Source organism: Paenibacillus sp. HWE-109 (assembly GCF_022163125.1).
Lineage (GTDB): Bacteria > Bacillota > Bacilli > Paenibacillales > NBRC-103111 > Paenibacillus_E.
This window is the reverse complement of the sequence record NZ_CP091881.1, coordinates 6594082-6616641: the sequence shown is the minus strand read 5'-3', so window position 1 is coordinate 6616641 and position 22560 is coordinate 6594082. Positions and strand designations below refer to the sequence as shown.

The window sequence follows — 22560 nt, the reverse complement described above, 5'->3', positions numbered from 1 at the left end:
GGCACAACGACCAGCGCTCTCTACGAGTGAACTTCGATTTAGGAAAGGAGCACTAACATGCCGCCCGTAGTATCCTTAGATTTGGCCAAACGCATAGAGCAAGCCGAAATTCATACACTCGAATCAAGATTGACTGCAATCGGAGCAAAAGCTGGAAATCCACAGGGGGTATATATCCAAAAGTTTGGTGCCGCGACGGCTTTCCTCGTAAAGGGGATTCCAGATCCTTATTTCAACTCTGTAAGGGGGCTGACTTCTGAAGATGCAGATGTAATTGAGGATATCTTGGCATTTTATCGGGAGCATGAGGCTTCTTGTCGATTTCATTTGATCCCCGGGCAAGTCATGGAGCTGGCGAGGAAACTATCAGAAAAGGGCTACTTTCAGTCCGCATTCCATTCCTCCTTATATGGCTCTTCGCTCACAAATGAGAGGTTAGACTCATCTAACATAGTGATTCGAGCCTTTACTGAGGAGGATTTTGATGTTTTTGGTCAGATTTATGTAAAAGGGTTTCAGATGCCTTCAAATCTGTATCAAGCTGTCGCGCAAAATAACCGTGTGCTCTACCGCCGATCTGGTTGGCATTATTATTTGGCTGAAATTAATGATGTGCCCGTAGCAGTAGCTAGTTTGCATATACAAGATAGTGTGGGTTCGTTTGCTGCGGCTGTCACCTTGCCTGAGTATCGTAAACAGGGATGCCATACGGCCCTATTGCTGCATCGAGCCGCAGTGGCGGGCGATTTGGGGTGTGATCTTTTGGTAGGTCAGGCGAGTTTTGGATCTGGCAGTCAGAATAATATGGAACGTATGGGGATGAGACTAGCTTATACGAAGGCGATTTGGAGCGAAATCTAACAGGAAATGCCTAAATTAACGGGAGCTTTTCCATGTCGTGCAATATTGAAAGTAAAGAGGCTGCCCTTAAGTCATACAATTGACTTCTGGGACAGCCTTCTTTTTATCATTTACAGCAATGATCGTGTAATAATGACGACAGCAGAACGAGGATCCTTTTTACCAAAACGATGCTGCCATTGGCTTGTTGGTGAAGTTGTTCCCGCACCGGATGCGCCAGGGTGGTTGACAGCTACGAATACAGTAGCTTGATGATCTGTAAATGAAAGGCCGCTCAATGCTGCTTCGGTTGGAGATGAGGCATATTGCTTTGTTTTTCGTTCTGTGCCTGATGGATGGATGAGGTACAGACCATTGTTTTTGAATTCTGACCATGCGCCGGTGTTCAAGCGGTCAGGTGAAATATCGGATGAGACCCACAGGTTGTCATTCTTATCAAAAGCCAGGGCTCCAGGAGAACTGAAGCCGCTTTGGCGTCCACCTGTAATGAAAGTCTCGAACGCAAATGTCTCTCCGTTGCCGCTTTCCTTCAATTTAATAATTTGGCCGTGCAGGTTGCCTCGGCTGTCGTTCTGAGTAAAGGCAATATACACCTGTTTATTGGAGGGGCGAACCGTAAGTTCGGCTGGACGATCACAGGGAGTAGCCCCAAGGATGAGCGCAGCCTCGCTGACAGATGTGAGAACATCGTTCTGAGTTTGGAACTGTTTAAGCAATACATCTTTGGATTTGTTAAGAACGGTCGGTACTTGATAAGTCAGGCTGTTTAATTGTTTGCGAACAAGCTCAATAGTCAATTCGATCCAGCGACCTTTGATTAAGTCAGCAGCATACAAGGAACCTTTGCTTAGGAGTTGAGCGGTGTCAGTATTCGAATCGTCAGACCATTGCTCAGCGCTGACATATTTATAAACAAATCCCTCAGGCGAATCTTCTCCCATATAGACAACAACATGTTGATCCGAATTTAGTGTCATGGCTGCACTTCCGTGATGAAAGCGTCCAAGTGCGGTATGTTTCACAGGTAATTTTCGATGATCGAAAGGATCAACCTCAACGATCCAGCCATAGTGAGAAAGCGCTAGGCCGGCATCGCGACAAGTCGTTTCGAAACGATTTTCGCAAGTAAGTTGGGTATTCCACAACGTTTGGCTGCCACCGCGGTTAGCGAATGTACCTTGCACCAGGGTAGCGCCGTTAACGGATTGGGAACCCCGAACAGGGCCTGTCAGTTCAATGGGGGTTAATCCAGAAATACGACGGGCAAGGGTAGAGTCAGAAACGAGTTTCCACTGGCCGAAGGCGTCTTTCTTGATATGAAGGATAGAAGCACCTTGTTCGTTCAGAAGTTGCTTTTGCTGCTCCCAAGCGATGGTCATCGAACGATCCAGCATCCATGAATATTGAGCAGATTCGTGATTAACCCATAGCAGGGCTTCTGTAGTTGATCCGGGAATTGGGAAAAAAGAAGTGTAACTGTTGTTAAAACCCAAAGTATCGCCAGATTTATTGATCGTATCGCCATAGGCGGCCAAAACGGTGTAAGAAAATCCGCTGGCTAGAAGCAGTTGATCTGTGTCGTCAGCAGTATGAAAGGTGGGGTTGAACGTTTCCGGCAATTCGTCGTAAGCATTGACATTGGAGGCAGAAGCGTTAGCTTTTTGTGTTAGCGAACTGAGACCGGAATAAGCAGCAGCTAAGGAAGCTGCACTGGCTCCTAAATATTTCAAAAAATGTCGGCGAGATAGCGGTTTTTTCATTTCCATATAGGAATTCCTCCGAATGTTGAAGATCTTGAGATAAACATACCACATAATCTATGAATTTAAATGCTTTATTCTAATTATTTTGATAGAATTATAGATAGAGTGTATTATAAAATTCGACATATTTCGAGTGCTTGGAAAAAATATTTTTTTAATACATAGCAACTGAACAATGATGAGGGGGAAAGTTGATGGGACAGCCTTTTATAGGAGAAATTCGGATGTTTGCTGGCAATTTTGCTCCGGCAGGCTGGATGAAGTGTGATGGTCAAACCTTGCCTATTTCAGAGAATGAACCTTTGTTTAATTTAATAGGAACTACGTATGGTGGAGACGGTGAGACAACTTTTATGTTGCCTAATCTGCAAAGCAGAATTCCGCTCCATCAAGGAAATGGATTTACGCTTGCCGAACAAGCAGGAACTGAAGATGTTACCTTAACGGTTCAGCAGATACCTGCTCACAGTCATGCAGCTGGTGTTTCGTCTAATTTTGGCAGTACAAACAGTCCGGATGGTACCGTAATGGCGCGATCTACTTTGAATCAATTTACAGATGCAGCCGGATCACAAAGTACGATGATGAATCCTGGCACAGTTCTAGGACCTGGTGGAGGCAGTCAGCCTCACACTAATTTGCAACCTTTTTTAACGATTAACTACATTATTAGTTTATTTGGAATTTTCCCTTCGCAAGGCGGCGGATCAGATGGTACTGAACCGTTTCTAAGTGAGGTGCGTTGGGTGGCCTTTAACTTTGCACCTAACGGGAACGTGTTGTGCAACGGGCAAATATTGCCCATTAATCAGAATCAAGGTTTATTCTCATTGTTGGGTACTACTTATGGCGGTAATGGTCAAACCACATTTGGACTTCCGGATTTGCGAGGAAGAGCTCCCATTCACATGGGCAACGGTCATACCTTGGGAGAAAAAAGCGGTGAACAGGCCCACACATTAAGCCAAAATGAGATGGCGACTCACTCTCATTACTTAAATGCAAGCAAGAACGCAGCGTCTACAAAAACCGCTCAAGGAAATACGTTTGGCGTGACATCAACAAGTTCTTATGCTTTTGTGCGGGATGGCACATCCGCTTCTGTAACCGATTTGGTTGGCGGCGGTCAGCCCCACAACAATATGCAGCCATATCTGGCATTAACTGCCATTATTGCAACAGTGGGAATATTCCCAAGTCAAAATTAAGGAGAGATCATATGCCGGGTTCGAATCCATTTGTTGGGGAAATTTGTTTATTTCCATTTAACTTTGCACCTAAGGGGTGGGCCTTTTGTGATGGTCAACTTCTGCCTATATCGCAAAATACTGCGCTCTTTTCGTTATTAGGAACTACTTACGGGGGTGACGGGAAAAGTACATTCGCACTCCCGGATCTACAAGGCCGGGTTCCGATGCACCCTGGTCAAGGCACGGGGCTGTCCTTGTATGATCTTGGTCAAACCGGAGGCGTGGAGACGGTCACCTTGTTGAGTTCGGAACTGCCAGCCCATACCCACGCCTTGCAATATGGAACTACCCCAGGCTCACAGGAAGCACCGACGGGGCAAATTTGGAAGGATACAGGCGGGCGGCGCGGGGCCTTGGCTTATACAGGAGCAGTAAATACTGCTGCGATGGGCGCGGAAGCGATTTTGCCTTCCGGAGGCGGTCAGCCGCACAATAATATGCAGCCGTATCTAACGCTTAATTTTTGTATCGCTTTGCAGGGTGTATACCCGCCTCGTACGTAGATATATGATCTGATAGTAAGAAAGAAGGTAAGACGGAGAGGAGCCTGAACAGTGGTTCATTGGCGGGATGTGAGCAGTATATTTAGGGGGAATCGGTTTTATGCAAGAGCAGCCTTGCTGGGATTACTGCTGCTTGTAGCGGCAGGTATCGGAGCAGTGAGTGTTGCGAGTGCTGCGACTTTTACGGTAAACACTACTGCAGATACAGTAGATTCCAATACGGGTGATGGGGTGTGCGCAGATAGCAATAGTCAATGTTCACTTCGCGCGGCCATCATGCAAGCGAATGCACTTCCAGGCGCAGATGTGATTACTATTCCAACTGGCACCTATACGACGGCTTCCGCGCAGTTGGAAATAAGAGGTGATGTCACTCTGCAAGGAAGCAACTCAGCGTCAACCATTATACAAGCTGGTTTGAACGCAGCTGCCTCCACACACAGGGTGTTGGAAATTAATCCGGATCTAGATAACACGGGATATAATGTTACGATACAGGGATTAACGATTCGTTATGGCAACTCTACACCTCTTAGCAACTATGGAGGCGGGGGAATTGGTGGCGATGTCGGCAGCAAGACCCTTACCATTACTGATTCTATTATCGCTAATAATACGACTGCCGAAGATGGATTCGGAGGCGGTATGTACATATCAGGCACTTCAGCGGGCAAGGTTAAGCTGACGAATGTTACGATCACCGATAATACAGCTGGAGCAGCCAACTCAGCGAACTATAGTTCACGAGGTGGGGGCATGTATCTAGAGGGGGATATGGCCCTTGAAATGTCGAATCTCACGGTCCAAAATAATATGTCTTATGGGCTTGGTGGTGGCGTAGCAATCGTGTCAGCAAGCAATGCTTTGCGAAATGTCACGATTGATTCCAGCACATTCAGCAGCAATAAGGCGTTTAGCAAAAATGGCGGAACAGAAGGTCGTGCAGGCGGACTTTACTTGGGCAGTCCAGCTGTTATTACAAACACAGCGTTCACGGGGAATACCGCGGGGAGCGACGGTGGAGGATTGGTTCTTGATTTCTTTGCGGGAACCGTATCACTTACGGATGTAGAAGGGACCGGTAACTCAGCTGTCCGAGGGGGCGGCATGTTCATCAACGCGAATAAAGCCCCTGTGTTAACCCGCACAAACTTTACGGGCAATAACAGTGGTGGAAATATAGCTGTAAACTCGGAAGGGACGGATATGATCGTTAAGATGGCTCCGAACGGAACCTTCTCACAAGGGAAGACAGGGGCGCATTATACAGTAACGGTCACGAATAACGGTAACGTGAAAACGAATGGAACAGTAACGGCAGTCGTTGCTTTACCGACAGGATTAACCGCTTCAGTTTTGGCAGGAAGCGGATGGACATGCACACTTGCGACGTTAACCTGTTTTCGTTCAGACGTATTAAATGGGAAGAATAATTATCCAGTCATCGACGTGACTGTAGATGTTGCTGCAAACACGCCTCGTTCGGTAACGAGCTCGGTTAGTGTTTCTGGTGGGGATGAGCTTGATGTCTACAATAACACTGACACGCACAATACGATAGTGCTTAGTAAGGATGCGACGCTGACAGGACTCACCCTTTCTAATGCTGCATTAAAAGAAACCTTTGCACCTGAAACGATTGCGTACACCGTCGACGTTCTGTATGCAGTAAATTCATTGAAAGTAACACCGATTGTGAATGAGCCTCATGCAACGGTGAAAGTAAATAATACCCTGGTAACGAGTGGTCAAGCCAGTGGCTCGATCCCTTTAAGCGTAGGGAGTTCAAATGTTATTACCGTTACTGTAACAGCGGAAAACAGCGATACAAAGTCATATACGATCACAGTGAATCGCGCTCCGCAATCAAGCGATGCTACGTTGAAAGATTTAACGGTGGACGGAACAACGGTTACAGACTTTGTACCTGGCACTGTGTCTTATACAGTGAAAGTACCTAATGAAAAAACAGCCGTTACTGTTTTGGGAACCAAGACGGATGCAATGGCAGGTACACCTGTTGTGGTCGGCGGCAGCAATCTTGCCGTAGGTAATAATACGGTCACGATAACTGTGACGGCGGAAAATGGCATAACCAAAGTGTATACGGTAACCGTAGTTCGTGCACCAAGCAGTAATGCGAACTTGATTGGTTTGAATGTAGATGGAGCGCCTTTAGCAGATTTCGCATCGGGAACTCTCGCATACACGTTCAATGTGCTTTATGCCAAATCTGCGATTGCTATCACAGGAATCAAAGAGGATGCTACAGCTAATGCAGTAGTGGCAGGAGGCAGTATTTTAGCTGTTGGCAATAATACGGTGACAGTTACAGTGACAGCTGAGGATGGCACAACGAAGAAGATTTATACTGTAACAGTGGTACGAGCTGACAAGTCCACGAATGCTAATTTAACTGATTTGAAAGTTGATGGCGTAAGTGTAGGAGGATTCTCTTCGAGTAGACTAAACTATACGGTAGATGTTCCTAATACCAAAACTTCTGTTGTGGTTATGGGAACGAAGGAAGATTCAACGGCAGGCAACCCTGTCGTGGTTGGGGGAAGTAACCTACTCGTAGGTGACAATACCGTCACGGTAACGGTGACAGCGGAGGATGGCACTACCAAGAAAGTCTACACCGTGACCATCGTACGAGCAGCCAATAGTGATGCAAGTCTAAGTGCTCTGGAAGTAGATGGAACGTCTGTAGCCAACTTTGACCCCAATACGTTGACGTATACAGTCAATGTTCCGAATGCGACGCAATCGGTTGTGGTAACGGGGACAAAGAAGGAGACGACAGCAAGCGATCCTGTTGTGGTTGGCGGAAGTAACCTACTTGTAGGTAACAACACCGTGACGGTGACCGTGACGGCCGAGGATGGCACAACGAAGAAAATCTATACCGTGATTGTCGTGAGAGCAGCTAGCAGTGATGCAAGCTTGAGTGATCTGAAAGTAGATGGAACGTCTGTAGCCAACTTTGATCCTCTAGATTTGGCGTATACACTCAATGTTCCGAATTCGCAGACTTCCGTAGTAGTAGTCACTACTACTACAGATCCAACAGCACTGACACCTGTTGTAGTAGGAGGCAGCAACCTGCTCGTAGGTAACAATACCGTCACTATAACCGTGACAGCGGAGGATGGTACAACTAAAAAGGTTTATACCCTGACCATCGTGCGCGCAGCAAGCAATGATGCCGCTTTGATTGGTTTGAGTGTAGATGGAACACCACTAACAGGCTTTGCATCGGATACTTTTACGTACACATACAATGTGCTCTATGCGAAGACTTCAATTAACATAACAGGGACAAAAGCTTATGCTAATGCGAGTGTAGCAGTGGCAGGCGGAAGTAATTTGATCGTAGGTAATAATACGGTTACGGTAACAGTGACGGCTGAGGACGGCGTAACGAAACAGGATTACACAGTTACAGTGGTGCGAGCGGACAAGTCCACGAATGCTAATTTAAAAGATTTAAGCGTGGATGGCGTTAGTCTAACTGATTTTGCTCCAGCTAAAGTCACGTACAAGGTAAATGTTCCTAATACAACAACTTCGGTTGTGGTGGTGGGAACGAAGGAAGATTTGGCAGCAGTTAATCCTGTTGTGGTTGGCGGAAGTAACCTACTCGTAGGTGACAATACCGTCACGGTAACGGTTACGGCTGAGGACGGCACAACGAAGAAGGAATATACCGTGACTGTCGTGCGAGCAGCCAGCAATGATGCGAGTCTGATTGATTTAAAAGTAGATGGAACGTCTGTAGCCAACTTTGACCCTAATACATTGGCGTATACAGTCAATGTTCCAAATGCAACGAAGTTGGTTGTGGTAACGGGGACAAAGAAGGAGACGACAGCAAGCGATCCTGTTGTGGTTGGCGGAAGTAACCTACTTGTAGGTAACAACACCGTTACGGTGACCGTGACGGCCGAGGATGGCACAACGAAGAAAATCTATACCGTGACTGTCGTGAGAGCAGCTAGCAGTGATGCAAGCTTGAGTGATCTGAAAGTAGATGGAACGTCTGTAGCCAACTTTGATCCTCTAAATCTGGCGTATACAGTCAATGTTCCGAATACGCAGACATCCGTTGTCGTAGTCACTACTACAACAGATCCAACAGCACTGACACCTATTGTAGTAGGAGGTAGCAACCTGCTCGTAGGTAACAATACAGTCACTGTAACCGTGAAAGCTGAGGATGGCACAACTAAAAAGGTTTATACTCTGACCGTAGTGCGTGCAGCAAGCAATGATGCAAGTTTGAGTGGTCTGAGTGTGGATGGTACACCAATTGTAGGCTTTGCTTCAGGACAGTTTAATTATACCGTCAATGTTTCCAATGCAACTTCATCGGTTTCAGTAACAGGTAAGCAAACAGATCCAACAGCAACAGTAAATGTAGAAGGCGGCAGTAACTTGAAAGTGGGTAGTAATACCGTAACAATAACCGTGACAGCTCAAAATTTAGATATACAGAAATATACGGTGACGGTAATTCGTTCTAACAAATCTGCTAACGCCAAATTAAGTGATATTCAAATTGATGGTGTAAGTCTTACCGGCTTTCTACCTAGGAAAACAACGTACACTTTTAATGTCCCGAACGCAACAACCTCGGTTGTTGTAACAGGAATGCTAGAAGATCCATTGGCCGCAGTTGCTATAGCAGGTGGAACAGATCTGGCTGTAGGCTACAACAACGTCACACTAACCGTGACAGCGGAAGATGGGACGACGGTTATAAGTTACACCGTAAATATAGTTCGCGCTGGAGACAGTAATATGAGCCTGAGCAGTTTGCTTTTGAACGGGGAGAGTGTCCCAGGCTTCTCTCAAGGCAAATTCTCATATGCTGTCACTGTAACCCATGAAGTATACAGTGTGACTGTTTCAGGCAGCGTGTACGCGCCAACATCGCAGATCCTAATTAACAATGTAGTTGGGGCAAGTAAAGTGATTACACTACAAGATGGCCTTAATGCGGTAGTCGTTAAAGTCATTGCACAAAATTTGAGCGAGCAGGTATACAGCATCGCAATCACACGCAACACTAGTGCAGAGTTGAATGGATTTAGTTTGAGCGGGGTTACGTTAACGCCAGTGTTTGCTCCTAAAACATTGGGGTACAGCGGAACTGTTCCTAATACCGTTCAATCAACAACTGTGTCAGCTTCTGTGTATGACCCATTGGCTTCTATAGCTGTATATCATAACAATGTTCTAATTAATAGCGTTAATGCGCCGATTCAATTAATCGAGGGCCGCAACACGATATCAATCGTTGTTACGCCTCAGATTGGCGATCTACAAACCTATACAGCTGTTATAACTCGTGAGGGGCAGCCAAGTAGTTCAGGATCAGGAGGTGGTGGACCATCAGATCCGACTCAAGTCCTCTTCCGTATCGGAGATAATGGCACTGAGCTTCCAATCCACTTGGAGCGTAAGCATGCAGCCGATGGTCGAGTAATCGATACAGTTGCCATAACACCGGAGATTGTTCAATTAGCAGGATCATCAGGCAGTAAAGGCAACGTGCTCAAGCTGAAGATCCCGCAAATTCCGGAAGGCAGTGACGAGTTTAACATTGGTTTTACACAGGAGGCATTACAGGCTTTAAATAAAGGTGGCACCGCTATAAGTATCGAAATGGAAGCCGTTCAAATGACGATTCCGCTTCATACAGTTGCTAAAGCCTTAGAATCCAAAGAAGAATTGCTGATTCGCTTTATTCCGATTTCATCAGACGCAGCCAAACAGCAAATCCAGAAGCGGGTCATGACGGCGGTCCTCGTAACCAAGGCTGCCGGTAGTGGGCAAGTAGCAATTGTTGGTTTGCCGTTAACGATTGAATCGAATATCACGAATAATGAAGTAACGTTGAACTTCTCTTTCAAAGGGATTCAAATTCCGACAGATCCAAAGAAAAGAAATGAATTCCTAGCCTCACTCGGCATTTATATTGAACATAGTGATGGCGAGAAGGAATTGGTAAAAGGCAAGATTAACTATGATACGCAAGGAAATCCGGTAAGTATGGAAATTATCATTACTAAGTTCAGTACCTTTAGTATGATCGAGATTCAGAAAAAGCCGATTGATACGATTTCCTATACAAGCTGGATTGAGGGGTACCCGGATGGGACATTTAAACCTAATCAATCTATCACCCGTGCTGAAGTATCAAGTATTTTTGTAAAAGCGATCGCTAAGCCTCAATCCTTGGTTGCGTTACAGAACTTTAAGGATGTTGCTGACCAGCATTGGGCAGCAGATGCTATTCATCAAGCTCAGAAAGCCGAGTGGTTAAGCGGCTATCCGGACGGTTCATTTAAACCGGATGCTCCAATAACTAGAGGTGAGCTTGCTGCAATTATCGTAAAAATTAACAAACTAGCAGTAAATAACGATGTTCAGGCTTTTGTAGATACCAAAAATCACTGGGCAGCCGGCTACATCCAAGCGGCCAAGGCATCTGGACTTATGTCCGGTTATGAGGATGGAAGCTTCCGACCGGATCAACCTTTAACACGTGCTGAAGCCGTGAAAGTCATCAATAACCTTTTGAAGCGTCCGACCCCTAAACTAGGCAAAGATGTTTGGAAAGATGTCTCCCAAAAGGATTGGTTCTGGTCAGATGTACAATCCGCTTCTGAATCATTTAGCCAAACGCAATATGTAGATGGTACGAGCAGTTCAATTGTCCTCCCGTAAAGTGAAAGGAAAGAAACCTGTGAATGGCTTATTGCCATAGCAGGTTTCTTTTTTTATTGAGAAAGTATAAATATGGTAAAATAAACATCTGAGTTAGCCAAACCCGCGCAGCGTGCGCTCAAGGGGGCCGGGATTACGGTTGCGGAATGAAGGACGGTTTCTAGGTAGGAGGGGTGTTTTTGCTAAGAATATGGGTCGTTGTAATTGTGATGATTTGTACTTTAACAGGGTGTCAAGATGATCAGCCGACCATTCCTGATTTAAAATGGTTTGCAACCAAAGAGGAGGCTATCGCAAAGGGATTGAGTCAAGAAGGAGCTGCCCCAGATGCCATGTTGGCTGAGGAGCAGAGGAATGCTGAAACTCTCGTTTTCTACGAGTATTCGGATGGACTGGGTGTCGCAAGCATTGCAGAAAGTGCAGCAGGGTACAGTTGGTATCGAAGCCATGATTACATCGCTTTTCAGGGGAAGGATGTGCCGTTGATGTATGGAGGGTTAGCGTTTACGACATATAAAGGACAAAAGCTGAAAGTGATTACCGGAAGGGTTTATGATCCCTCGATTTTGAAAATAAGACTGAAAGGGGACGCCGCGGATAGGGAGTTATCCATTTTAGGGCGTTCTCGGCTATTTTATTCCGTACATGAGGTTCCATTGAGCAGGCTTGAGGTAGTCCCGATTTCGGGAGTGTAAAAGTGTCTGTACTTAGGGCCGCGGGAGATTGACATTATTTCAGTACCACCTTATTATGTATTAATATTCATTATAATGCATAATAATACGAGAGTGGTGAATGTGTTGCTTCCTCATCTGCTAACTTTACAAGAACTGAATAAAGAGACCCTGCTTTCTATTATTCAAAAGGGGATCGAAATCAAGCGGAACCCACGCGCTTTCCACCACGCTTTTGAAAGAAAGGGCATGCTCATGCTGTTCCAGAAAACGTCGACGCGAACGAATTTATCTTTTCAGGCGGGCATTCAACAGATGGGTGGATACGCGGTCACGATGGATTGGAATGCCAGTAATTTCAGCCTCTCGCCGATTCAGTATGAGGTTCGTTATGCCTCAAGGAACTGTGATGTGATCATGGCGAGATTGAAGCGGCATAAGGATTTACTGGAACTGGCCGCCTATTCCCAAGTGGCTGTCATTAACGGCTGCTGCGAGAAGTACCATCCCTGTCAGGCATTAGCTGATTTAATGACTATTTATGAGGTTAGTGGAACATTTGAGGGTGTCACCTTGACCTATGTAGGGATCCACAATAATGTAGCCAATTCTTTGATCGCAGGTTGCATGACCCTGGGCATTCAGCTTTTGCTGGTGACTCCTATTGTGAATGAAGCATCCTGGGATGAAGAACTTATGCAAAAAGCATACAAGAGCGGGGTTGTGGAGAAGGTGGAACAGATGGCCGACGCGGTCAAGCGATCCGATTTTATTTACACGGATACTTGGGTGGACATGGAGTTTTTCCATGATGACAACTATCAAGAGGAGAAGAACAGAAGGTTGGCAACCATGCTGCCATTTCAAATAAATCAGCAAAATCTGAGGGGGTATTCTCCCTATATCATGCATGATATGCCTGTTCATCCTGGATTTGAAATTGAAGAGGGGCTAATAGAATCCGAGAAGTCAATTATTTATCAACAAGCGGAGAATCGTATGCATGTCCAAAAGAGCCTCGTCTTACATTGCTGCCCAACTGATTCCCTAGATATGGTAAAATAAAACGGACATTATATCGTTCCTGGGGGTTAGCCAATGCCAATATACATTGGATTATTGCGCGGAATTAATGTGGGTGGAAAGAACATGATCAAAATGGCGGAGTTAAAGAAAACGCTGGAAGCGATGGGGCTGGTACAGGTACAGACGTACTTGCAAAGCGGAAATGTGCTCTTTCAAGCGGATGAGGAAAGCGATTCTCTGCGACATAGAATGGAGCAAGAAATTGGACGCGTGACGGGCATATCGCCTACCGTGGTGCTGCGCACAGCGGAGGAGTTTCAAGCGATAATCGCAGCTTGTCCCTATGATGCCGACACTTTACAAGAAGGACATAGCATTCAAATCTCGATCCTCACGGAGATACCACCGCCGCAGACTGCGGAGATGTTAGCCAAAGGAAAGAGCAGCAACGATGAATTCGAGATACATGGACGAGACATTTACTATTTATTCCGACAAAGTGTACTCGATTCGAAGCTTGCAAGTAATATTCAGAAGCTGGGTGATACCGCGACGACACGCAATTGGAATACGATCAGCAAACTTGGTGCGATGGCCAAAGCTCGGCAGGAATAAACGTAAATAGCAACTCTTTCCAACGTTTTGGCGCCTTAGTGAGTCTAATAGATAACAAGTGCCTAAAATGCTGCCTATTTGGAAGAATGGGGGAAAGAGCTTGCGGAAATTCAGTGTTTTTGTAACAGGGTGTTGTATGCTATTAGCCATCTATTTCATTGGTGTAACCGCGCAAATCTCGGGTGGCGATCACATATGGTGGGGGTTATCCAAGGACTCTGCTCATTATTATTATTTGCCATGCTTAGTTGTGGCTTTTGTCAGTTTGATTACGTATCTGAGAGCGGATGATTAGACGAAAGGGGCTGTCTTTAAGGTCAATTGACCTTAAGGGCAGTTTTTTTGTTGGAGAAAATAAAATACATAATTTGATATACATAAGAATCTGACATGAATGGAAAAACTAAACATTACTTATGGTTAAGCGGGGGTATACGTGATTAAGGGACAGAAAATCGAGAAGCTTTTATGGAGCATTGCGCTACCTGGGTTTGGGCAATTTTTAAATAAGAAGTACTTGAAAGGCGTCGTATTAATTACACTGGAAGTCATCATTAACGTACGAGCACATTTAAACGCTTCGATACAAATGAGCTTTCAAGGGGATATTGCTGGCGCTATCGCGATAACTGATTACCAGTGGTTGATGTTCTATCCTTGCGTCTATATGTTTGGCATTTGGGATGCTTATCGCGATGCGGATGAGGAACAGAAACCACTGGCTTTTCTTCCTTATGTAGGCGCGGCTTTTTTTGCAACGGTAGGGATGATGTATTCTCCTTATTTTTTAGGTCCTGTGTGGCTATCCATGCTGTCTTGTTTCGTTGGCGTAGGCGCAGGGGTTTTATTGAAAAGGTGGGTGCTATCGCTCGAGTAAAATCAAAACAGCAGCCACAGACTTCCAAAGTCTGTGGCTGCTGTTTGTTTTTCAGTTAGAAAAGGCTTATCGGGAGACGGGGACTTTGAAAAAAAGAATCAGAAATAACGCGCAAGCGAAAGAAAACACCAGTGCTGTAATTCGTTTGGTGTGATGGAGCCGTATCGTCAAAAACATGGCAAAATAAAATCCAATCGACCAAACAATCGTCCATCCATGCTGATAGGTAATTCGCCCGCTTACATACCAAATATACTCGATAATCGAAAAACCAGAAATCCAACTGACAAAATAAATGTATTTTTTGGCTGTTTGCTCAGGATAGAAATGGAGATACAGAAGTGTAGTTGCAGGAAGTAAAACGAACGTGTTGACGAGATCAGTCATGCGATGATTAATTAGAAGGTCAGGACGAAAAGTCCAGATCAAATAATCATGACATAGAAAGTTGTAGATCAAATTGCAAAAAGCAACAAATAACATGGTTGCATAATAAACATGCCATTTCTTATAGGCTTTAGTGATGATGACAGTAAGCATAAAAGCCGCGTTTGTTAATAGGATCACAGACAAAGCCCCTGAATTTTATTTGTCTAGCTAGTTGGAATTTCTGCCTAATTAGTTTTCACTTATAAATGAATAAATAAACTTAACGAAACAAAAGGAATTCATTCCTCGTCTAACCTATATAGAGAAAATATGGAAGGTGTGATGATTCCTTGAGAAAGACGAAGTTCGTTTATGGCCTACTGTTTACGGGATGCTTGAGTGTGGTCTGGCCCTCGGATCAAAGCTTCGCTGCGGTGCAAAGTGTGAAGGTGACTCTGCCAACGTTTCAAGTGCAGCTTAATGGTCATCATGTCGAGAATCAGAACCGAGAATATCCTCTTTTGGTATACAACGACATTACTTATTTCCCTATGACTTGGTATGATGCCCGATTGCTGGGATTGGAAACCGTTTGGACGCCGCAGAAGGGCCTTTCCGTTACCAAAGGAAAAGTGACCTCTTCGTATAGGCCGTACGCAACCAATCACACCAATCCTACGGTGGGCCGAGCGACTATTCCTGACTATGCAATGACCATCAATGGAGTAGCTGTGGATAACTCCAAAGAGGAGTATCCGCTATTAAGCTTTCAGGATATTATCTATTTCCCGTTAACTTGGCACTTTGCGCATGATGAATTTGGTTGGGATTATGCGTGGAATGATGCGAAAGGGCTCTCCATTACCTCGAAAAACCTACAGTTGCAAACGGTGAATCTGCCGGCTTCTGCGGGGGAGAATGATGTGGCTGTGTTTAAAGGCTATTATTATTTCGTGAAAACAGAGGGAGAGACGAACCGGGTCTACCGGGTGCCTGTGGAAGATCCATCGAAGGAAGAGCTGGTTTATGCTTATGAACGGGATACCTCTTACGGGAAGAATGAGTCTTTGACATTCCAGATTCGAGATCAGGAACTCTGGTTCTCTTATCATAGAGGTGGAGCGACTATGGGCTCTGATGCCTATTGCCTAATACATGAGGATGGCAAAGCAACATTGGAGCAAAAGGGCTATCTTGATTTTAAAAAATTACCTAACGGCACGTTGTATATTCAACAAGGCGTCCCGCCGGGAGGAGGCAACTTGAGAGTGCTGCTCCCAGGCGCGAAGTATCAGGATGGCCAACAAGTAGGGGACGACCGCCATATTTACGGCTGGCATATCACAGCGAATGATTCGGGCGCAAGTTATAAGGGAGATCGCTCCACAACCGTCATCGGAGATGATGTATACGTAATGGGCTCTTCGTTCCCGGCGGACAGCCAAGATGTCAATCAAATCCATCGCATCCATCTCCCAACCAATGAATCGGTCAAGATCGTTTCAGAAGCAGTCCGTCAGTTTAAGATCATAAATAACAGGCTCTTTTATATCAAAGATGTCGATCACTCCCTGTATGCAGCCCATGTGGACGGTAAGAATGAACAGAAATTATCGGACAATCAAGTGGCTGATTGGTTTGATGAAATAGACGGAACAGTGTACTATACCGCTGCTAATGCAAGTGGGCAGCTGCATGTATACAGAGCGGAACCCTCGGGTGACGATGAACTTTTTGTGGCGGATCCTGTGGAAAGCGTGCAGCTCGTGAATGGTAAAATAATTGCCAAGCTTGCAGCAGATGAAGCCTATGGTCTCAAAATATGGGACCGCACAGGCCAACTGTATACGGCCGTCGCTGATCAGATTTCGGATGTATTTGCCTATGAGGATGCAATTATCTTAACTACAGCTGAAGACAAAAAGATACAAATCATAAAATAGAACCGATGGAGATGATTCCGTGACCAAGTGGTCAACGTTGCTGCTGTCGGCAGCACTGCTTTTCATATCTGTTCCGCAGCATATGAAGGCTGAAGAAGTAATGGCTACATCTGACCAAATGCCGTATGTCACCTTATTTGATGAGTACACGTTGTATACGGGGAAGGAAACAAAAGCGAATCAGGCTATAGGCAAGTTAAGTGCTATGCAGACTGTTCATCTTGCACCGATTGATCGCAACCGACTGCTGGGGATCACGAATATGGAGAAGGTTGAGGTCGAGACTTGGCTGGGCAATGTGTGGATTAATATGAAAGAAGGCTCCTTCAAGTATGGCCAAATAAAGGTTCAGGAGCAGCCGCTGACTTTATTGGAGGAAGAGACGATATATGATGCGCCCAACAAAAGCACGCCCTATCGTCTTTCACCACAAAAAGTACAAACGGTTGCATCGATAGACATTTGCGATCCCTACACGCCATGTTCCTCGAAGGATCAATGGTATCTTATCCAAACCTCGTGGTTGGGGGACAAGTGGATTCGCCCGTATCATTATGAAGAGAAATACCAGGGGACGCCGGTCGAAGGGATGATATCCATTGAACAAGAGACGGAGGTATACAGGCTGCCCTTTGAGAAAACGACCACGGAGGAGCCTAAACTAAAGCCGCAGATTATCAAACCGCTCCAAAAATATTCATTGATACAACGGATGACACCGCCAAGTATCTGGTATCAGATTGAAACATCGCAGGGGCTTAGATGGATTACGGTTGGCAGTTCCCACGGTCTCGGGTACGAGAATATTATCCCCATCGATCAGCAGGTGGAGATTCCATTCCCGTTTTATTATCTGGAAGTTCCGCAGATCTATAGCCAAGAACTAGCAGGGCAGCAGCCACCGCAGACCGTACATGCAATCGGTCAAAGAGAAGGCTTATACTTCGTAGTAGTCGGCAACACAGGCCAATGGATCAACTTGGCCAAGGATATGGCCTTGCATATTACAGGCGATTTCGCGGCAGACAGCAAGCTGGGCGTTAAGCAAAGCGAGGCTGTTATTCAGCTGACGGATAAATCCATTGCGCTGGATACGCCATACGTCGATGGCTCGCTTACGGAGCATGTCCTCACCTTCACGCCGCAGTCCGTCACGGCTTCGCGTGAGTGGAAGTCACCTGCCGGGGAAGTCTGGTATTATATCCACACTTGGCAGGGAGCTAAGTGGGTTCGACCTTAACAGATGCTAAGAAAGACGCGAAATACCCTTAGCCAACGGCTAGGGGCATTCTGCGTTGCGGATGAGGACCTCCCGGAGGGGGGAAGCCACAGTGAACTAGTTGGTGGCGAGGTAGTGAAGTCCATAAGTTAACCAAATGAAGTGGTACACATTGACAGCGCCGTAGATCAGAACGGTTAACGATAAACACGGCTGGACCCAGCCTTTTTTTCGAATATGGGGATAGAGAAACATGAGTGATACGGGAAGTATCAATTTAACAACATAGTAACCGACGACATGCCAATCGTAAATGGTTCGGATCAGTGGATTCAACTCTTCGATAAAGGCGAGGTGGAGACCGATGTCCGTGAAGACAGCGTCACATAGACAGAGGACTAGCAGCCAGACCAACGTTTTACTGACGAGAAGCTGGCGAAGGATAGGCATGAGCATGGCAGTTCCTCGCTTTCAATTTGGAGAAGGTAGTGTTTATATTTTATGATACATTATGTATCACGGTGAATGCAAGGCTTGATTGGAAAGCTGCGGACTGCACAAACCTGAGTTGAAAATGGCAAGCTGAGCTTAAAAAAAGAACCTAGCACGCTGCTTTCGCAAGCAGGTGAAGGCTCTTGGTCTTTGGATAGGAATCCTAGAAGACTTTGGTCGTCCAGGACTCGCAGTTCCATGTCTCGGTGACGACATCCCGATAAAATTCCGGTTCGTGGGAGATCAGCAGGATACTGCCTTTGTACGCTTGAAGCGCGCGTTTCAGCTCTTCTTTCGCATCCACATCCAAATGGTTGGTCGGCTCATCGAGCACGAGCAGGTTGGATTCACGATTGATCAGTTTGCATAGACGAACTTTGGCTTTCTCTCCGCCGCTCAGCACGGCAATTTTACTCTCAATATGCTTCGTGGTGAGTCCGCATTTGGCCAGCGCCGCGCGCACTTCGAATTGTGTGAAGGACGGGAACTCGTTCCACACTTCTTCAATACATGTATTGTAGTTTGTATCTTTCATCTCTTGTTGGAAATAGCCAATGAAGAGGTTCTCTCCACGTTGAACCGTACCGGACAAGGCGGGAATTTCGCCTAAAATGCTGCGCAATAACGTTGTCTTCCCGATTCCGTTCGCGCCGACAAGGGCGATTTTCTGACCGCGCTCCATGCGAAGGTCGAGTGGTCTGGACAACGGGTCGCCGTAACCGATCACGAGCTGAGTCGCTTCGAAAATCAGCTTGCTGGACGTTCGCGCATCTTTGAAATTAAACTGAGGCTTAGGCTTCTCCTTCGCAAGCTCCAAGACATCCATCTTGTCGAGCTTCTTCTGTCTGGACATCGCCATGTTACGCGTAGCAACGCTTGCTTTGTTGCGGGCAACGAAGTCCTTGAGCTCTGAGATCTCTTGCTGCTGGCGTTTGTAGGCCGACTCATGCTGCTGCTTTCTCATTTCGTGAACTTGTTGGAAATGCTCGTAGTCGCCAACATAGCGGTTCAATTCCTGATTTTCCATATGATAAATCAAGTTGATGACGCTGTTAAGAAACGGAATATCATGTGAAATAAGAATGAAGGCATTCTCATATTCTTGCAGGTAGCGACGCAGCCATTCAATGTGCTGTTCATCAAGATAGTTGGTAGGCTCATCGAGCAGCAGAATGTCGGGCTTCTCGAGCAGCAGCTTGGACAGCAGAACCTTAGTCCGTTGCCCGCCGCTTAAATCATGGACATCTTTCTCGAGTCCGATATCGGTAAGTCCCAACCCGCGAGCTGTTTCTTCGATTTTGGCATCGATCATATAGAAATCTTGATTCGTTAAAGTATCTTGAATGGTTCCTACATCTTCAAGCATCCTTTCAAGCTCTTCTGGCGATACTTCGCCCATGCGGCCGTACATATCGTTCATTTCCTGCTCCATATCGAACAGGTATTGGAAGGCACCTTTGAGGACGTCGCGAATCGACATGCCTTTGCTGAGTACGGCGTGCTGGTCGAGGTAACCGACGCGCATACGTTTGGACCATTCGACTTTGCCGTCGTCCGGTTGAAGCTTACCCGTAATGATATTCATGAAGGTGGATTTTCCTTCACCGTTGGCGCCGATGAGTCCGATGTGCTCGCCTTTGAGGAGGCGGAAGGAAACATCGTTGAAGATGGCGCGGTCTCCGAAACCGTGACTTAATTTTTCGACATTTAATATGCTCATGAATGACACCTTTTCTTGTGAACTTTTTTCTATTCTTATCTTTATTTTAGTATAAACGATATGGCGCTAACAACTCCCAGATGAAAGAAAAAAACCGACTCCGCAGAGTCGGCGTACATTTAGGCAATCGTTTTGGTAATTATTTAGGCAATCGTTGCCAAGTAATCGTCTAGTTGATCGAAAGTTCCGCCGAAGCCTTGGCGCATGCTGTCGAACATACCTGCGAAGAATTGGTTTTCTTCGTCTGTAGTGTTGATGGGGCCACCGCGGAGTGTAACCGTTGTTTTGCCAGCATGTTCTTCAAACGTTAATACATTGAGAATTTCCAGCGGAAAAGCAGCGCTAAATGCTGCTCGGGTCACATTGCCTTCCTCATCGGAAAAAGAATTCGTGAAAACAAGCTTATCAGATGGCGAGATTTCACGATATTTAAACAGTCCCCACATGATCTGACCATCCGGCGTTGTCATGCTGTAGTGAAAGGTGCCGCCGGGACGCAGGTCTAGACTAGCTACTTCTAAGGTTAATCCCTTTGGTCCCCACCATTTTTCCAGATGTTCCGCTTCGGTCCAGACTTTAAATACAAGCTCACGGGGAGCATTGAAAACGCGTGAAATTTCTAATTCCGGGTTAGCAGGGTTTGTGTTTTCGGACATGATCGATTCCTCCAATTAAGGTAATGGTATGAAGAAGGCTTGTTGTCGGTATTCTTGTCTTGGGCTTGCAGGTGCTGTAAATAATCGTCTAAACGATCGAAACGTTCCTCCCACATACGGCGGAACATATTCAGCCAGGTGTTCAGTTCTTGCAGCGGCTGGGCTCGCAGCCTGTAGATCCGCCGATTGGCAGCCGGCTGAACTTCCACGATGCCCGCCTCGCTCAGAACTCTGAGATGCTTGGAAACTTGCGGCTGACGGAGCTCAAGTCGATCAGCGATTTCCCCAACCGTCAGGGGGCCATCTCGCAAAAGTTCGACAATATGCAAACGGTTAGGCTCGGCAAGAGCGCTTATAGTCGAAATCACATTCATAATATACCTCTTCAGGAATATTCCTGTCAAGGAATATTTGGAACTTGGTTGATCAAAGCAGGTAAGTAAATAAGGAAGCAGACTTCGTTATCAGTATTACCGCATTATGGGGGATTTATTTGGTATAGCAGGTGGGGAGGGGGTGACAGATTGGATATATCCAATGATATCCTCTAGTTTCCGCTTGAAAGTCTGCTTTCATTGGAGATATCCAATGAAAATCCCAGAATCGGTCTCCTGAGGACCATTCCCAACGAAATGATTGGAAAAATCCAGTGAAAGGTAGATTTCAATGGTCCTAGCACCGATTTCGTTGGATTAAATCCAACGAAACCCTCCGCTCCTTAAATGAATCCACTTCTTTCTAGGTGTGTGGCAGTAAAGATTAGCTAGTTGTTGGTGCTTGGAGTGATAGAGGTGGATGGGAGTAAGTGGATCTTCGTGCAACGACAGTCGTTTCACCCCACTAGTGCACCCAGATATCGGAGTGGTACGCCTTCATGAAGTTCAGCAGCTTCTCCAGAACCTCGACTCCCTTAGTCTCGGCTTCTTTGGCTTGGAGCAGCAGTTCAATTGCCCTGTCCGCGGTTGCCGGATCCTTGGGTGTTCCGCCTTCGGGGAACGGGAACATGTTGCGCAATTCGCTCAGCGCGTCTGCCACAACGGCATAAAGGGCTGCTGCTTCAGCGGCATGGGCGCGGACATTGCGTTCAACGACATTGCTGCCGTCCCATTTTAACGCCATTTCCCGCAGGTACTCGGCGGCAAATTCCCTCGCATCAGCAGCGACAGCTGCGTTATAAGCATTGCCGAATTCATCGGCGCTGCGCTTTTCCATAGCTTCGATCCAAGCCTCATATCCCTTGAGACCCTGCGCGTAGCGGTCCTTAAACATATGCGCCCACTCACGCCCTCGAGCATGATCGACAATCATATCGAGCGACATTCGCAGAATTTCATATTTGGAGTGGGCGAGGCTATCTTCGATGGTAATGAGGAAGAGTACTGGAATTTTGGGCTGACCGAATTGGGCATAGGAAAGTGTGCCATCCTGCGAGACATCTTTGGCGTAGAACAGCTGCTTGTCATCGTCGTAGCCATAAATCAGACCGAATTCCGGTGTAAAGAGATCGAAGGCAATGGCTGGATAACCTTTATCTACAGAGCGCTGAATTAGGGCGATCGTTTTCTCCAACATGTCGGGCGAAACGGGGACAGAGGCTTCTCCCATATTGCTCGTGAAACCGAGATTACAGAGATTACGGCGAAAAATATAGCCACCAGGAAAAGAAGTGGGCCCTGCCACATTCACCTCGATCGGATCGATATTCAGGCGAAACGCATGCCCTGTAATGCCCATGACGTCGATAAGGGAAAAACTCTTTTTATCCGTATAGCTAATTGATCCATAAATGGTGCTTGCAGCGGAGGACAGAGTCTTCGTCCAGTCCCGGTTGGTGCGTTGTTCCACTACCATAGTAGA

The 22560-nt window shown here is 46.2% G+C and carries 18 protein-coding genes; 11 read left to right on the top strand and 7 right to left on the bottom strand.

Annotated elements, in window-relative coordinates; genetic code table 11:
- Positions 1–57: 57 nt before the first annotated feature.
- The gene (locus tag LOZ80_RS28150; protein WP_238167767.1) at positions 58–861 is read left to right on the top strand and encodes a GNAT family N-acetyltransferase; all 804 of its coding nucleotides are present in this window, start codon (positions 58–60) and stop codon (positions 859–861) included.
- 110 nt (positions 862–971) lie between these two features.
- Here the strand turns inward: LOZ80_RS28150 and LOZ80_RS28145 are convergent, their stop codons facing one another.
- Complete coding sequence (locus LOZ80_RS28145; RefSeq protein WP_238167766.1) at positions 972–2627, bottom strand: PhoX family protein; 1656 nt, start codon at positions 2625–2627, stop codon at positions 972–974.
- Between the two features lie 191 nt (positions 2628–2818).
- Between LOZ80_RS28145 and LOZ80_RS28140 the strand changes: the two genes are divergently transcribed.
- The 8 genes from LOZ80_RS28140 to LOZ80_RS28105 all read left to right on the top strand — a co-directional run bounded on the left by LOZ80_RS28140 (position 2819) and on the right by LOZ80_RS28105 (position 14304).
- Positions 2819–3832, top strand: a complete 1014-nt coding sequence (locus tag LOZ80_RS28140; RefSeq protein WP_238167765.1) for a phage tail protein — start codon at positions 2819–2821, stop codon at positions 3830–3832.
- Between the two features lie 11 nt (positions 3833–3843).
- Positions 3844–4377: a phage tail protein gene (locus LOZ80_RS28135; RefSeq protein ID WP_238167764.1), complete on the top strand. Its 534-nt coding sequence runs from the start codon at positions 3844–3846 to the stop codon at positions 4375–4377.
- 51 nt (positions 4378–4428) lie between these two features.
- Entirely contained in the window at positions 4429–11112 is a 6684-nt protein-coding gene (locus LOZ80_RS28130; RefSeq protein WP_238167763.1) for a cadherin-like beta sandwich domain-containing protein, read from the top strand.
- A 179-nt stretch (positions 11113–11291) separates the two neighbouring features.
- Positions 11292–11807 (top strand): hypothetical protein, encoded by a 516-nt coding sequence (locus LOZ80_RS28125; RefSeq protein ID WP_238167762.1) that lies wholly within the window; start codon positions 11292–11294, stop codon positions 11805–11807.
- A gap of 102 nt (positions 11808–11909) precedes the next feature.
- On the top strand, positions 11910–12851 hold the full coding sequence (locus tag LOZ80_RS28120) for a Rossmann-fold NAD(P)-binding domain-containing protein (RefSeq protein ID WP_238167761.1): 942 nt from the start codon (positions 11910–11912) through the stop codon (positions 12849–12851).
- A 33-nt stretch (positions 12852–12884) separates the two neighbouring features.
- Complete coding sequence (locus tag LOZ80_RS28115) at positions 12885–13427, top strand: DUF1697 domain-containing protein (protein WP_238167760.1); 543 nt, start codon at positions 12885–12887, stop codon at positions 13425–13427.
- 100 nt (positions 13428–13527) lie between these two features.
- Positions 13528–13722: a hypothetical protein gene (locus tag LOZ80_RS28110; RefSeq protein WP_189020108.1), complete on the top strand. Its 195-nt coding sequence runs from the start codon at positions 13528–13530 to the stop codon at positions 13720–13722.
- Between the two features lie 141 nt (positions 13723–13863).
- Positions 13864–14304: a hypothetical protein gene (locus LOZ80_RS28105; RefSeq protein ID WP_238167759.1), complete on the top strand. Its 441-nt coding sequence runs from the start codon at positions 13864–13866 to the stop codon at positions 14302–14304.
- A 66-nt stretch (positions 14305–14370) separates the two neighbouring features.
- Here LOZ80_RS28105 and LOZ80_RS28100 read toward each other — a convergent pair whose 3' ends face one another.
- On the bottom strand, positions 14371–14871 hold the full coding sequence (locus LOZ80_RS28100) for a CBO0543 family protein (RefSeq protein WP_238167758.1): 501 nt from the start codon (positions 14869–14871) through the stop codon (positions 14371–14373).
- A gap of 152 nt (positions 14872–15023) precedes the next feature.
- Between LOZ80_RS28100 and LOZ80_RS28095 the strand changes: the two genes are divergently transcribed.
- Both LOZ80_RS28095 and LOZ80_RS28090 read left to right on the top strand, forming a co-directional pair.
- A complete protein-coding gene (locus tag LOZ80_RS28095) occupies positions 15024–16616 on the top strand; it encodes a DUF5050 domain-containing protein (protein WP_238167757.1) in 1593 nt (530 codons plus the stop codon).
- A gap of 19 nt (positions 16617–16635) precedes the next feature.
- The gene (locus tag LOZ80_RS28090; RefSeq protein ID WP_238167756.1) at positions 16636–17856 is read left to right on the top strand and encodes a hypothetical protein; all 1221 of its coding nucleotides are present in this window, start codon (positions 16636–16638) and stop codon (positions 17854–17856) included.
- A 96-nt stretch (positions 17857–17952) separates the two neighbouring features.
- On the opposite strand, the gene LOZ80_RS28085 is transcribed toward LOZ80_RS28090, so the two are convergent.
- The 5 genes from LOZ80_RS28085 to LOZ80_RS28065 form a co-directional block, all read right to left on the bottom strand.
- A complete protein-coding gene (locus tag LOZ80_RS28085; RefSeq protein WP_238167755.1) occupies positions 17953–18291 on the bottom strand; it encodes a DUF5658 family protein in 339 nt (112 codons plus the stop codon).
- 199 nt (positions 18292–18490) lie between these two features.
- Positions 18491–20047, bottom strand: a complete 1557-nt coding sequence (locus LOZ80_RS28080) for an ABC-F family ATP-binding cassette domain-containing protein (protein ID WP_238167754.1) — start codon at positions 20045–20047, stop codon at positions 18491–18493.
- 143 nt (positions 20048–20190) lie between these two features.
- Positions 20191–20703 carry an SRPBCC family protein gene (locus LOZ80_RS28075; RefSeq protein WP_238167753.1) on the bottom strand — a complete coding sequence of 171 codons (513 nt, stop codon included), beginning with the start codon at positions 20701–20703 and terminating at the stop codon, positions 20191–20193.
- Entirely contained in the window at positions 20667–21077 is a 411-nt protein-coding gene (locus tag LOZ80_RS28070; RefSeq protein WP_238167752.1) for an ArsR/SmtB family transcription factor, read from the bottom strand. The genes LOZ80_RS28075 and LOZ80_RS28070 overlap by 37 nt, the downstream gene beginning before the upstream one ends.
- A gap of 466 nt (positions 21078–21543) precedes the next feature.
- Entirely contained in the window at positions 21544–22554 is a 1011-nt protein-coding gene (locus LOZ80_RS28065; protein WP_238167751.1) for a hypothetical protein, read from the bottom strand.
- Positions 22555–22560 lie beyond the last annotated feature (6 nt).

Excerpts from the sequence above, each read along its gene's own strand:
- LOZ80_RS28115 (WP_238167760.1), top strand. The coding sequence starts at position 12,885 with ATGCCAATATACATTGGATTATTGCGCGGAATTAATGTGGGTGGAAAG.
- LOZ80_RS28140 (WP_238167765.1), top strand. The coding sequence starts at position 2,819 with ATGGGACAGCCTTTTATAGGAGAAATTCGGATGTTTGCTGGCAATTTT.
- LOZ80_RS28145 (WP_238167766.1), bottom strand. The coding sequence starts at position 2,627 with ATGGAAATGAAAAAACCGCTATCTCGCCGACATTTTTTGAAATATTTA.
- LOZ80_RS28085 (WP_238167755.1), bottom strand. The coding sequence starts at position 18,291 with ATGCTCATGCCTATCCTTCGCCAGCTTCTCGTCAGTAAAACGTTGGTC.
- LOZ80_RS28075 (WP_238167753.1), bottom strand. The coding sequence starts at position 20,703 with ATGTCCGAAAACACAAACCCTGCTAACCCGGAATTAGAAATTTCACGC.
- LOZ80_RS28070 (WP_238167752.1), bottom strand. The coding sequence starts at position 21,077 with ATGAATGTGATTTCGACTATAAGCGCTCTTGCCGAGCCTAACCGTTTG.
- LOZ80_RS28065 (WP_238167751.1), bottom strand. The coding sequence starts at position 22,554 with ATGGTAGTGGAACAACGCACCAACCGGGACTGGACGAAGACTCTGTCC.
- LOZ80_RS28080 (WP_238167754.1), bottom strand. The coding sequence starts at position 20,047 with ATGAGCATATTAAATGTCGAAAAATTAAGTCACGGTTTCGGAGACCGC.
- LOZ80_RS28150 (WP_238167767.1), top strand. The coding sequence starts at position 58 with ATGCCGCCCGTAGTATCCTTAGATTTGGCCAAACGCATAGAGCAAGCC.
- LOZ80_RS28135 (WP_238167764.1), top strand. The coding sequence starts at position 3,844 with ATGCCGGGTTCGAATCCATTTGTTGGGGAAATTTGTTTATTTCCATTT.